This is a genomic window from Micrococcaceae bacterium Sec5.1 (genome assembly GCA_039636795.1).
Taxonomy (GTDB): Bacteria; Actinomycetota; Actinomycetes; order Actinomycetales; family Micrococcaceae; genus Arthrobacter.
This window is the reverse complement of the sequence record CP143430.1, coordinates 1540829-1554205: the sequence shown is the minus strand read 5'-3', so window position 1 is coordinate 1554205 and position 13377 is coordinate 1540829. Positions and strand designations below refer to the sequence as shown.

Genomic DNA, 13377 nt, shown 5'->3' with positions numbered 1-13377 from the left:
CGTGCATTGTTGGCAGGTGCCCGCGTCACGGGATCAGGTCGTGCCTGGCCTCGAGCTGAACCAGAGCATTGATTACCTCGGCCGCACTGTGGCGAGTGAGGGTTGGCGGCGGCACATCGAGGTGATATGAGAGAACATCCGCCGGAAACCGGCAGGAAGTGCGAGAACGTCCGCCGGAAACGGGCAGGACGTGAGAGAACATCGTATTAGGCTGGGACGGTGACCCGATTGATCCTTGCCTCGCAATCCCCTGCCCGCGCCAAGTTACTGACGGAAGCGGGGATCCAGCATGACGTCCTGGTTTCAGACGTGGACGAGGACGCGGTGCAGGCGCATTACGGCGTGACGGATGCGCATGACACCGCGCTGCTGCTGGCCCGGGCAAAGGCTGAAGCTGTGGCCGCGCTCCCCGAAGCCGAGGGTGCCCTGGTGATCGGCTGCGATTCGGTTTTCGAGTTCGACGGCGAATCCCACGGCAAGCCCTATACAGCGGAGGTTGCCCGCGAGCGGATGCTGCGCATGAGCGGATCCAAGGGAGTTCTCCACACCGGTCACTGGTTGGTCGATTGCCGGGACACCGCCGCGGACGTAGACGACGAGTCCGCTGACGAAACAGAAGGCACTGGAGCCACCGTCGGAGCCGTCTCCAGCGCCGAGGTTCATTTCGCAGAGATGAGCACCAACGACATCGACGCCTACATCGCCACCGGAGAACCCCTGCACTGCGCGGGCTCATTCACCATCGACGGCCTGGGCGGCGCCTTTATCCGCAAGGTGGACGGTGACCCGCACGCCGTCGTCGGGCTTTCCATCTCCACGCTCCGGGACCTGCTGGTCCATGCGAATGTGGGCATCACGGAGCTGTGGGACGCGAAGAGCCAGTAGAAGTAATTTGTAGCAACCCTACAAAGGAACCTCTCCTCACACACGGAATCCCCCATCAATATGGGCGGAACCCTCACAATCACGCTAGGCTCCTCAAGGACAGAAGGAGTCAACAACTTGTCAGCTAACCCGGCGCAGCCCATTTCCAGCCCTCTTACCAAGGTCTTGATTGCCAACCGTGGCGAAATCGCGGTCCGCATCATCCGAGCCGCCCGGGACGAAGGCATCGCCTCCGTTGCCGTGTACGCAGACCCGGACCGTGACGCCCTGCATGTCCGCCTCGCCGACGAAGCGTATGCCCTTGGCGGCAACACCGCAGCTGAGTCCTACCTGGTCATGGAGAAAATCATCGACGTCGCCAAGCAGGCCGGCGCCGATGGGATCCACCCCGGGTACGGTTTCCTCGCCGAAAATGCAGAATTCGCCGCCAAAGTGATCGACGCCGGCATCACCTGGATCGGCCCCTCCCCCGAGGCGATCTCTGCCTTGGGCGACAAGGTCCAGGCGCGTCACATCGCCGAAAAAGTAGGCGCCCCGCTGGTCCCCGGAACAGCCGATCCCGTGGAATCAGCGGACGAGATCCTGAAGTTTGCGGAGGAATTCGGCCTGCCCATCGCCATTAAGGCTGCTTTCGGCGGCGGTGGACGCGGCATCAAGGTTGCCCGCACCATGGAAGAGATTCCGGAGCTGTACGAATCCGCAGTCCGTGAGGCGATAGCAGCTTTCGGCCGGGGCGAGTGCTTCATCGAGCGCTTCCTGGACGCCCCGCGCCACGTCGAGACCCAGTGCCTGGCGGACGCTTACGGCAACGTTGTGGTTGTCTCCACCCGCGACTGCTCGCTGCAACGCCGCAACCAGAAACTCGTCGAGGAAGCCCCGGCTCCCTACCTGAGCGAGGAACAGAACAAGCGGCTCTACGAATCTTCCAAGGCGATCCTGAAGGAAGCCAACTACCTCGGTGCCGGTACCTGCGAGTTCCTCGTGGGCCAGGACGGCACTATCTCCTTCCTCGAGGTCAACACCCGTCTCCAGGTAGAGCACTGTGTTTCCGAGGAAGTTACGGGCATCGACCTCGTCCGCGAACAGTTCCGCATTGCGCGTGGGGAGGCTCTTGGCTACGAGGACCCCGAGGTCCGCGGCCACTCCTTCGAATTCCGCATCACCGGCGAAGACCCGGGCCGCAACTTCATGCCCGCACCCGGCACGGTCAGCACGTTGAAGAACCCCACGGGCCCCGGCATCCGCGTGGACTCCGGCATTGAGCAGGGCGACGTCATCAGCGGAAACTTCGACTCCATGCTGTCCAAGCTGATCGTCACCGGCGCCACCCGCGAGCAAGCCCTCCAGCGCTCGCGCCGCGCCCTTGAGGAGATGGTGGTGGAAGGCATTCCCACCGTCATCCCCTTCGACCTCGCCGTTGTCACGGACCCCGCCTTCGCACCTGTGGAGGGACCGTTCAGCGTCCACACCCGCTGGATCGAAACCGAATTCGTCAACAACATCCCCGCCTGGACGGCCAGCGGCGCGGGTACGGAAACGCCCGACGCCGGTGAGCGCCAGCGCGTCGTGGTCGAGGTTGGCGGCAAGCGGCTTGAGGTCGTTCTGCCGACCGGCCTGGGCGCCAGCGTCGCCGCTGTTTCCAGCGGCTCGGGCACCAAGTCGGGCAAGTCCAAGAAGCGTTCCCGCTCGGCAGGGGCCGCAGCCGCTGCCGCCGGCGGAGATGCACTGACCTCGCCGATGCAGGGTACCATCGTCAAGGTCGCAGCTGCCGAAGGCGATATCGTGGCCGAGGGCGATCTGATCGTTGTCCTGGAAGCCATGAAGATGGAGCAGCCATTGACCGCACACAAGTCCGGCACTGTTCGCGGCCTGGCAGCCACAGCGGGTGAGACGGTCGCTGCCGGCGCTGTCATCGCCACCATCGAGGACTAAGAACCCAAACTTAACGACGTCGGCCCCGCACTGGAAGGTGCGGGGCCGACGTCGTTAATTCCCCGAAGGTCAGGCGACGTTGTTCTCGTAGTCCGTGTCCTTGGTTTCCTTGGAGATGAACAGCGCAATAAGTGTCAGCACAGCCATCGCGCTGAGGTAGACGCCCACCAGGACGGTGCTGCCCTTTCCGACTTCCCACAGCCACACGGCAATGAACGGGGCCACGGCTGCACCCAGGATGCTGGAGACGTTGTAGCTGACAGCCGACCCCGTATACCGGACGTTCGTGGGGAACAGTTCGGGCAGCAGAGCACCCATGGGCCCGAATGTCAGACCCATCAGCGTGAAGCCGATAATCAGCAGCGCCATGGCGCCTGCGAATCCTGCGCCAAAGAGCGGTACGAACAGCAACCCAAAGACGAAGATGCCCGCGGTCACTGTCAGGAGCGTCTTGCGGCGTCCGAACTTTTCTGCGAGCGGGCCCGCCACCAGGGTGAAGATGCCGAAGAACACCACGCCCGCAATGAGCATCCACAGGAACTCGTTCCGCGTGTAGCCAAGGCCAGGAACGAACGCCGCGGCCGCCGCTTCCGACAAAGGCTTTCCGGCCTTCTCAGCCGCAGCCTGCGCCCCCGCCAGCGTCGGTTTCGTGCCGTAAGTCAGCGTGAAGGTGGTCATCAGATAGAAGAGCACGTACGTGGCCAACATGATGAAGGTACCGAGAATGAGTTGACGCCAGCTGCTCTTGAAGACACGGCCAATTGGCAACTTGGCAACTTCATTGGACTCGACCACCTTGGTAAAGGCAGGAGTCTCGATGAGTTTGAGGCGAACGTACAGGCCAATGATCACCATGACGGCGCTGAGCAGGAATGGCACCCGCCAGCCCCAGGCTTCGAACGCTTCCGGGGAAAGGGTGTAGTTGAAGACCAGGAAGATGATGTTGGCCACGATGAAGCCGATGGGCGCGCCCAGTTGCGGGAACGTTCCATAAATGGCGCGCTTGTTGGCGGGCGCATTTTCGGTGGCCAGCAGTGCTGCACCACTCCACTCCCCGCCCAGGGCAAGCCCTTGCGCAAAGCGCATGACCACCAGGAGAGCCGGGGCCAGAATGGTCCAGCCGGGAACGGCGGCGGTGGGCAGGCAACCAATCAGGAAGGTCGCTATGCCCATTGTCAGCAGGGACGCAACCAGAGTGCCTTTGCGTCCAAATTTGTCACCAAAGTGTCCAAAGATGATCGAGCCCAGAGGGCGCGCGATGAACGCGACCCCAAACACAGCGAAGGAGCTCAGGAGCTGGGTGGTCTCGTTCAGGCTGGGGAAGAACAATCGCGGGAAGACGAGGACCGCCGCTGTGGCGTAGACGTAGAAGTCGTAGAACTCGATCGTCGTGCCAATAAGGCTGGCAACAATCACCCGTCCCCGTGAGTTCACGGGCTTAGTGAACTCACCTTCCTTGGATGGTGCGGTGGAAGACATGTAGTAGCAGCTTTCGTTCACACCGGCCGATGCCCCTGGGAGCCTGCCGGCGAAGGATTATTCGAGAGTTCAATAATAGTTCCCGCAGTCCATTGACTGGACAACTAAGTCCACAATGCGGACCACTGGAAAAGTCTCACTCTGTGGTCCGGGCCACATTACCTCACCATTGCCTCACGCGCCGGTGACCCCGCCGATAGGGAAATGTCACAGCACGTTTACAAAGCGCGACGGTCCGCGAAACGCGTGAAACCTACCTTGGTAGAACAACGTCCCCACAAAGGAGGCACTCCGTGACTGTTGACCGCACTGCAGAAGAACTGGCCCCCGCCCAGTCCACTGCTACCGCCGTTCCCGCCCTTGAACACCGCCCCGGCCGCTGGATCGCCAACTGGGACGCCGAGGACAAGGGCCAGTGGGAAGCCGAAGGCCGGTCCATCGCCAAGCGCAATTTGTACTGGTCGATCTTCGCCGAATTCCTCGGCTTTGTCGTATGGCAGCTCTGGTCGATCGTTGTCGTCCAGCTCCCCGCGGCAGGTTTCAAGTTCGATACCAACCAGATCTTCTGGCTCATCTCCATCCCCAGCCTCGTAGGCGCCACGCTGCGAATCCCCTACACCTTCATGGTGCCGAAGTTCGGTGGCCGCAACTGGACCATCGTCTCGGCACTGCTCCTCCTGATTCCCGCCAGTGGCCTGGCGATCTGTGTTTCCACTCCGGAAACGCCGTTCGGTGTCATGCTCCTGGTAGCAGCCCTCGCCGGCTTCGGCGGAGGTAACTTCGCCAGCTCGATGGCCAACATCACCTTCTTCTACCCGGCACGCGAAAAGGGCTGGGCCCTGGGCCTGAACGCCGCGGGCGGAAACCTTGGTGCCGCCGTCGCGCAGCTTGTGGTTCCCATCGCCATCACCCTGCTCGCAGCTGGAACGGTGAACCTGCCGATGGCCGGCATCATCTGGATCCCGCTGATCCTGATCGCGGCATTCGGTGCCTGGAAGTACATGAACAACCTCACCAGCGCCAAGGGTGATGTGGCCGGATCCGTAGCGGCCCTCAAAGAACCGCACCTGTGGATCATGGCCTTCCTTTACATCGGAACGTTCGGTTCGTTCATCGGCTTCGCCGGCGTCTTCCCGAAACTGATCAAGGACTACTTCCCCGATTTCTCCTCCATCCACCTCGGTGCAGTGGCCTTGTCCCTGGCATTCCTGGGCCCGCTGGTCGGTTCGCTGGCCCGTCCTTACGGTGGCCGCATGGCAGACCGCATGGGCGGCGCCCGGATGACCATCGTTTCGTTCGCCTCCATGGCTGTCATCACCCTGACCATGATCTGGACCCTGCCACTGAAGAACTTCTGGTTGTTCCTGACCTTGTTCCTGGTGCTCTTCGTGGCGAGCGGCTTCGGTAACGGCGCTACCTACCGAATGATCCCGGTGATCTTCGCGACCTCCAGCCGGGCAGCCCGCTCAGGCGCCCCCAGCGCCTCAACGGCACGGTTGGCGTCCTCCTCACTGGGCCTGATCTCGGCGATCGGTGCCTACGGCGGATTCGTGATCCCTCAGGTGCTGAACGCGTCGAGCTCATCAAGCGGCTCCTACACCCCGGCGTTCTACGGATTTGTTGGAGCCTACGTCCTGATGCTCGCCGTCTGCTGGGTCTGCTACATCCGCCCCGCCCAGAAGCGCAACACGATCGGACACATCTAGATGCCCAACGGCGCCGATACCCACTGCCCCTACTGCGCGCTCCAGTGCGCCATGACGCTGACCCCGGCTGCCTCGGCCGCCGGGGCAGCGCCCGCGCCCTCGTCCGACGCAGCACCGGCAAGCCCTGCAGCAAACACAGTCCCCGGTGAAGGTGCCGTGCCCCTGGAAGTTTCAGGGCGCGATTTCCCCACCAACCGGGGCGGGCTGTGCCGCAAAGGCTGGACATCGGCGTCGTTGTTGCGTCACAACGGCCGCGTCACCGAACCGATGCTCAAAGGATCCGACGGCGTCCACCGGCCGATCTCCTGGGACCAGGCGCTCATGCTGATCACGGCTGCTGTGAAGGACACCCAGAAGCAGTACGGAAACGACGCCGTCGGAGTTTTCGGCGGTGGCGGCCTCACCAACGAGAAGGCGTACATGCTGGGCAAGTTCGCCCGGCTGGCATTGCGCACCTCACGCATCGATTACAACGGCCGCTTCTGCATGTCTTCGGCAGCGGCCGCAGGCAACCGCGCCTTCGGCGTGGACCGCGGCCTCCCCTTCCCCGTCACTGACCTGGACTCCGCTTCCGTGATCCTCATGCTCGGCTCGAACGTCGCCGAGACCATGCCTCCGTTCGTCCAGCACCTTCAGGGCGCGCGCGACGCCGGCGGGCTGATCGTGGTGGACCCCCGGCGTTCGGCCACGGCGGCTTTCACGGGCGACGGCGGCGGCATCCATTTGCAGCCAACGCCCGGCACAGATTTGGCCCTCCTTTTGGGCATCAGCCACGTTGTGGTCCACGAAAGCCTGGCCGACACCAGCTACATCGAGGCAAACACCAAGGGTTATGCTTCCGTGGTTCGCAGCCTCAACGCCTTCTGGCCCGAGCGCGTCCAGTCCATCACCGGCGTCCCTGCCACCCTCATCCGTGAGACCGCCCGGCGCCTGGCACAAGGCGCCCGCAACGGCGGCAGCTACATCCTCAGCGGCCGCGGCGTGGAACAGCACGTCGATGGGACGGACACCGCAACCGCTGCCATCAACCTCAGCCTCCTCCTGGGCCTGCCCGGCTCGGCCCGCAGCGGCTACGGCACACTCACCGGCCAAGGCAATGGCCAGGGCGGCCGTGAGCACGGCCAGAAGGCAGACCAGCTTCCCGGCTACCGCAAAATCACCGACCCCGCTGCGCGCGCCCACATCGCCAAGGTCTGGGGCGTGGACGAGTCCCTGATCCCCGGAGCCGGCCTTCCCGCCGTCGAACTCCTCAAGTCACTCGGAAAGCCCGACGGCGTCCGTTGCCTCTTCGTGCACGGCGCCAATGTGGTGGTTTCGGCGCCGGACACGAACGCTGTAACCCAGGGACTTCGCAGCCTGGACTTCCTGGTGGTCTGCGACTTCTTCATGTCCGAGACCGCAGCCGAGGCCGACCTTGTACTTCCTGTGACGCAGTGGGCCGAGGAAGAAGGCACGCTGACCAATCTGGAGGGACGCGTGATCCGGCGTCGCAAGGCAATCACCCCTCCCCCGGGCGTCCGCAGCGAATTGTGGCTGATGGCACGGCTCGCGGAAATGCTCGAGGCTCCCTCCATGTTCAGCGATGACCCCGAGACAGTGTTCGGAGAACTCAGGCTTGCCTCCGCCGGTGGCCTGGCTGACTACTCCGGAATCGACTACGCCATGCTGGATCGTGGCGAAGCTGCCTACTGGCCGTACCCCGTGGGCAGCCAGGGAACGCCGCGCCTCTTCGCTGATGGGTTCGCGCATGCTGATGGCCGCGCCGTCATGGTTCCAGTTACCCCTTCCAAGCGGGCTGTACGTTCGTTTGCGGACGACTCCCTGGCCCTCGCCACTGGCCGTCTCCTGGAGCACTATCAGTCCGGTGCCCAGACGCGCCGCGTGAGCGAGCTGCTGGCGTCCCAACCTCAGGCTAAGCTCCTGATCCACCCTGGCACGGCCGCAGCGCGTGGCATTGCCGACGGCGATTACGCCACCGTGACCAATCAGCGCGGTGAGGTCCTCTGCCGGGCGGAACTCAGCAACTCGGTCCGCCCTGACACTGTCTTCCTCCCGTTCCACTTCCCGGGCCAGGAAAACGCCAACCGCCTCACTGAGGCGGTCACCGATCCCATCTCCGGCATGCCGGAGTTCAAGACCAGCCGGGTATGGGTCCGGCGGGCAGCGTCCACCGCAGTGTCAGCGGCGCCAGTCGCGGTGCCTGTCGGATCCGGGCTGCCCCTGCACGCCAAGGAGGCATCATGAGCGAGCGCATTGTTGTTGTTGGATTCGGCCCGGTGGCTGCGCGACTGGTGGACGAACTGCTTCCCGCGGTCCGCACAGGACTCGTGCAACTGCTGGTGGTCGGCCAGGAAGCTGAGGCCGCCTACAACCGCGTCATGGTTGCAGAACTGGGCGTCGGACGGACCACTCCTGAAGCTTTGGCCATGGCTGATGCTGCTGAACTGGAGGCCGACGGCGTCGACGTCCGGTTGGGTGTCAAGGTCAAGAGGATTGACCGCGCACGCCAGCACGTGATTCTCTCCGACGGCACCAACGAACACTACGACCGCTTGGTGTTTGCCACCGGCTCCCGGCCGGTCATCCCCAATCTCACCGGCTTGAACCCTGATCCGGCGGGCCCCGTTCTCCCGGCCGGAGTCACCGCCCTGCGCGATCTTCGCGATGCTGCCGTGCTCCGTGAAGCCGTAGCCGGCGGCAAACGCGTGGTGGTCCTGGGCGGTGGCGTGCTTGGCCTGGAAACCGCCCTCGCCGCCGCGGAGGAAGGCGCCCAGGCAACGGTGGTACACAACGGACCCTTCCCCTTGGGGCGCAGCATTGACCGCGGCAGCGGATCCGTTCTGACGAGCAGCCTCCGTGCGGGCGGCGTCCGAATGGCCGGCAACGCGAGGTCTACTGGCGTGGAAACCGCTGGTCCCGGCGGATCTTTCTCTGCTCTCCTGCTGGAGGACGGATCGGCGATCGACGGCGACCTGCTGGTCCTGTCCTGCGGCGTTCGCCCGAGGATCGAGCTGGCCGAAGGCTGTGGCCTTCCTGTTGCGGCCGGAATACTGGTGGACCACCATCTCCGGACGTACCACGAGCCACACATGTTCGCGATCGGCGATTGTGCCGAGGTTCGCTGCCCTGACGCTTCCTGCCTCGATTGCCGGACCGCCACCGCCCCCTCCGGCTTGGTAGGCCCCGGCTGGCGTCAGGCCGAATGGCTGGCTGAATATTTGGTGGTCCTGGCACGGGACGGCCAGGAAGCCGCGGATGCGCTGGAAGCCCTGCCCACGGAAAAGCCCGGTGTCGTGGTCCTGAAAGCACGGGGCATCAACCTGGCCGTTGCCGGCGACAACCAAGCCGATCCCTGGGACGAAGAGCTTCTGGAAGCCGGGGCCACTGCTGGCCGGGCACGCCGCCAGATCTCCCAGTGGGCCGATCCCGAGCACGGCCGCTACGTCAAGATGACAACGCGCGGCGGAGTGCTGGAGGGTTTGGTGGCTGTAGGCATGCCCAGGACTGCTGCTGAACTCGTGGTCCTTTTCGAACGTTCCTCGGAGTTGCCCGCGGACCGTTCCTTGCTGCTTCGCCTGGACGGCCCGGACCAGTTGGATTCCGGCGCTACCAGCAACGATCCCCAACGCACAGTCTGCCGCTGTGCAGGCGTCAGCGCGGCAAGCATTGAGGACTCCGTATTGGAAGGTTGCAGCACTGTTGGCGAGGTCTCCAAGGCCACCCGTGCCGGAACAGGGTGCGGCGGATGCCACGAGGACATCAAGGGGCTCATCGAGAAGCACTTCCAAGCGGCTGCTGCCTGAGTGGTAGTTCGCCCGGTTCGCGGGAAAGCTGCGGGTTCGTGGGAAGTTTCCCTGCGTGCTCGCACGCTTCCCGCGTATTCGTTGCCGGGGCTTCTAGACTTTCGGGGTGAAGATCTCCGAACCCGCGCCCGGCGTCCACTTTGTTGAAGGACCTGCGTCCAACTGGGTCATTCTCCGGGATGCCCCGGCCTCCGCGGACGGGCCTGCCTTCCTACTGATCGACGGCGGATACCCCGCCGACCGTGACCTGATCCTCGAATCCATCCGCCAACTGGGGCTGGATCCCGCCGATGCCAAAGCCATGCTCATCACCCATGGCCATGTGGACCACACGGGCTCCGCGGCGTACTTCTCGCGGACGTTCGGCACGCCCATCCTGTGTTCCCCCGAGGAACTTGCCCACGTTCAGGGCAAGGAGAAGCACCAGGTCACGTTCGGCCAGGTGCTGGTGAGGGCTTGGCGTCCCCGCGTTTTCCGCTGGCTGCTCCACGTCATCAAAGCGAAGGCCCTCCAGGCGGAGCCCGCAACCCGCGCCGAGCCGTGGGACGAGAACAGGCTCCGGAGCCTGCCGGGCCAGCCGGAAGCCATCCTCTTGCCCGGTCACACTCCAGGCAACGTTGCTTTGCTGTTCCCGGGGGCGCTGGCCATCGCCGTAGGCGACACATTTGCCAGTAGCCACCCGATCAGCACAAAATCCGGGCCCCAGATGCTGCACCGGATGTACCACTCGGATCCAGAGGGCGCCCTCGCAGCGGCACGCTCCTTGAGCAGCGTCCAAGCCAACGTGATCCTGCCGGGCCACGGTCCTGCGTTGCACATGCCCCTCGCCGAAGCCATCGCGAGCCTCCAAACGTAGGAAACGCCCGTTTCGATGGCTCGCTGCGCATTCGACGTTTCCAACCATCGAATCCGCAGCAAGCCATCGAAACGGGCGCCACAGGAGCAAGAAGTTACATGTGCACGTGCAAGCGCCGGGCTGCCTCAGAGATGGACCCAGTCAGTGACGGGTACACCGTGAAAGCACTGGCGACGTCGTCAACGTGCAGCTTCTGCGTGACGGCCACGGAGATCGGGAAGATGAGTTCGGAAGCGTTCGGTCCGACCACCACGCCCCCAATCACGGTGCCGGATCCCTTGCGGGCGATGATCTTGACGAAGCCATCCTTGGTGTTGCGCATCTTGGCGCGGGCATTGCTCAGCAGCGAGAGCATCACGACGTCGCCCTGGTACTTGCCGGAGGCGAGATCGGCCTCGGAAACACCCACGGAGGCGATTTCCGGGGACGTGAAGATGTTCGACGCCACCTGGTTGAGCTTGAGCGGCTTAACGCCATCACCCATGAAGTGTGCAACCGCGATCCGGCCCTGCATGGCGGCCACGGACGCCAGCGCGAACACTCCCGTGCAGTCGCCGGCTGCGTAAATGTTGGGGGCAGTGGTGCGCGAGACACCATCCACCTTGATGTGCCCGGACTCCGTCAAGGTCACCCCTGCTTCCTCAAGCCCGATTCCGGCCGTGTTGGGGATGGAACCAACGCACACCAGGCAATGCGAGCCGGTGACCACCGATCCATCGCCCAAGGTGACCTTCACTCCGTCGTCCGTCCGCTCAACCGCGTTGGCACGCGACCGGGACAACACGCGCACGCCGCGGCGCTCGAACACGCCTTCCAGCAGTTTGGCGGCGTCCGTGTCCTCACCGGGGAGGACCTGGTCGCGGCTGGAAATCAGAGTGACCTTGGAGCCGAGGCCGTTGTAGGCGGAGGCGAATTCGGCGCCGGTGACACCCGAGCCCACCACGATCAGTTCCTCAGGCAGCTCGTCCAGGTTGTAGATCTGGGCCCAGTTGAGGATGCGTTCGCCGTCGGGCTTGGCAGTGGGGAGCTCGCGAGGGTGCGCGCCCACCGCCAGCAGGATGGCATCGGCGTCGATGGTGCGGACGCCTTCAAGGGTCAGGACCTCAATCGTGTTGTTGTCCAGCAGTTTGCCGGAACCGATCACGATCTCCACGCCGAGGCGCTCCAGGCCCGCGCGGATGTCGTGGGACTGTCCACGGGCCAGCTCCAGGACGCGGTTGTTGATGTGCTTCAGGTCGGCGCGGGGCTTGGAGCCGCCGCCGTCGCCGTCGAACTTGACGCCCAACTCGTCCGCCTCACCGACGCGGGTCATGAGGTCGGCGGTGGCAATAAGGGTTTTGGAAGGCACGACGTCGGTCAGCACGGCGGAGCCGCCAAGGCCTGCCCGCTCGATGATGGTGACTTTTGCGCCAAGGGAAGCGGCCACCATGGCGGCTTCATATCCTCCGGGACCACCTCCCAGAATCGCGATACGGGGGGAACTGAAGTCAACTTGGGTGGTCACAATCCTCAATTCTCGCTCATTGCAGCGCAGGCTGCCAGTCAGCCAAGCCTCACCCCCGGGTGTCGAAAAGGCGTCCCTACCAAATTGCCGCACACCCAAGGTAGCTTGTACCAGTGAGTAACACTGAGCTGATGAACACAGACCCTTTCGAAGCTGCCCGGGCCGCCGCGGACTTCATTGCCGCAGAGACTGGCGTTGAGTCCCACGACGTTGCCTTGGTACTCGGTTCCGGTTGGGCCGAAGCTGCGGATCTCATTGGTGAAACTACGGCCACGCTGAATGCCTCCGAGGTTCCCGGCTTCCACCAACCTTCAGTTGTGGGCCATGTGGGAACCATTCGCTCCGTCCTGACCAAGGAAGGCAAGCGGGCCCTGGTCCTCGGAGCCAGGACTCACTACTACGAAGGCAAAGGTGTCCGCTCGGTGGTCCACGGCGTTCGCACCGCCGCAGCCGCAGGTTGCAAGACGCTGGTCCTCACCAATGGCTGCGGTGGCCTTAATGAGGATTGGACCCCGGGCACGCCTGTACTCATCAGCGACCACATCAACCTGACCGCCACGTCCCCGCTTGAGGGCGCAACGTTCGTGGACCTCACGGACCTCTACTCCTCACGTGTCCGGCAATTGGCCCGCGAAGTGGATCCGTCACTGCAGGAAGGTGTCTACGCCCAGTTCAGCGGTCCTCACTACGAGACGCCGGCTGAGGTCCAGTACGCCAAGCGGATCGGAGCGGACCTCGTGGGAATGTCCACGGCGTTGGAAGCCATCGCCGGACGCCATGCAGGCATGGAGGTCTTCGGCATTTCGTTGGTCACCAACCTTGCCGCGGGTATCAGCCCGGTTCCGCTGAGCCACGCCGAAGTCCTCGAGGCCGGCCAAGCGGCAGGCAAGCGTATCTCCAAACTGCTTGCGGAGATCATCGCCAAACTCTGAAGGCCAACTAGCCCTTTACCGGCCCTTGGGTGGGGAACATTGGACCAACGCTGACCACCACGCCGTTGCTGGACACGCCATCCACACCAGTAGGCCTCCATCGTCTGTGTGACTTGAACCATTTCAAAAGTAAGCACACAGCAAATTCTCAGATTAAATCTGATTTATAACGAAATATTTGATTCCGTCGGGGAGTTGTGGCACGCGCACGCGTTGAGAAATGTAAGCGCTTGCACACAGATGTCTGACAACCCGTTTTGGCCTCTGAAACGTGCTTTGA

At 63.7% G+C, this 13377-nt stretch carries 9 protein-coding genes; 7 read left to right on the top strand and 2 right to left on the bottom strand.

The annotated features are described in order from the left end of the window. The first annotated feature begins 219 nt into the window (after positions 1-219). Positions 220-885, top strand: a complete 666-nt coding sequence (locus VUN82_07235) for a nucleoside triphosphate pyrophosphatase (GenBank protein XAS73620.1) — start codon at positions 220-222, stop codon at positions 883-885. Between the two features lie 60 nt (positions 886-945). Beyond that, positions 946-2817 (top strand): biotin carboxylase N-terminal domain-containing protein, encoded by a 1872-nt coding sequence (locus VUN82_07230; GenBank protein XAS73619.1) that lies wholly within the window; start codon positions 946-948, stop codon positions 2815-2817. 69 nt (positions 2818-2886) lie between these two features. On the opposite strand, the gene VUN82_07225 is transcribed toward VUN82_07230, so the two are convergent. Beyond that, positions 2887-4296 carry an MFS transporter gene (locus tag VUN82_07225; protein ID XAS73618.1) on the bottom strand — a complete coding sequence of 470 codons (1410 nt, stop codon included), beginning with the start codon at positions 4294-4296 and terminating at the stop codon, positions 2887-2889. 293 nt (positions 4297-4589) lie between these two features. Between VUN82_07225 and VUN82_07220 the strand changes: the two genes are divergently transcribed. The 4 genes from VUN82_07220 (at position 4590) to VUN82_07205 (ending at position 10661) form a co-directional block, all read left to right on the top strand. Then, a complete protein-coding gene (locus VUN82_07220) occupies positions 4590-6002 on the top strand; it encodes an MFS transporter (protein ID XAS73617.1) in 1413 nt (470 codons plus the stop codon). Further along, a complete protein-coding gene (locus tag VUN82_07215) occupies positions 6003-8246 on the top strand; it encodes a molybdopterin oxidoreductase family protein (GenBank protein XAS73616.1) in 2244 nt (747 codons plus the stop codon). It abuts the gene before it with no gap. Next, positions 8243-9805 carry an FAD-dependent oxidoreductase gene (locus VUN82_07210; GenBank protein XAS73615.1) on the top strand — a complete coding sequence of 521 codons (1563 nt, stop codon included), beginning with the start codon at positions 8243-8245 and terminating at the stop codon, positions 9803-9805. Before VUN82_07215 ends, VUN82_07210 begins: the two co-directional genes overlap by 4 nt. Before the next feature lie 106 nt (positions 9806-9911). Next, positions 9912-10661, top strand: a complete 750-nt coding sequence (locus VUN82_07205; protein XAS73614.1) for an MBL fold metallo-hydrolase — start codon at positions 9912-9914, stop codon at positions 10659-10661. A 94-nt stretch (positions 10662-10755) separates the two neighbouring features. On the opposite strand, the gene VUN82_07200 is transcribed toward VUN82_07205, so the two are convergent. Next, entirely contained in the window at positions 10756-12165 is a 1410-nt protein-coding gene (locus tag VUN82_07200; protein ID XAS73613.1) for an NAD(P)H-quinone dehydrogenase, read from the bottom strand. Positions 12166-12296: 131 nt separating this feature from the next. Between VUN82_07200 and VUN82_07195 the strand changes: the two genes are divergently transcribed. After that, entirely contained in the window at positions 12297-13097 is an 801-nt protein-coding gene (locus VUN82_07195; GenBank protein XAS73612.1) for a purine-nucleoside phosphorylase, read from the top strand. Positions 13098-13377: the final 280 nt, after the last annotated feature.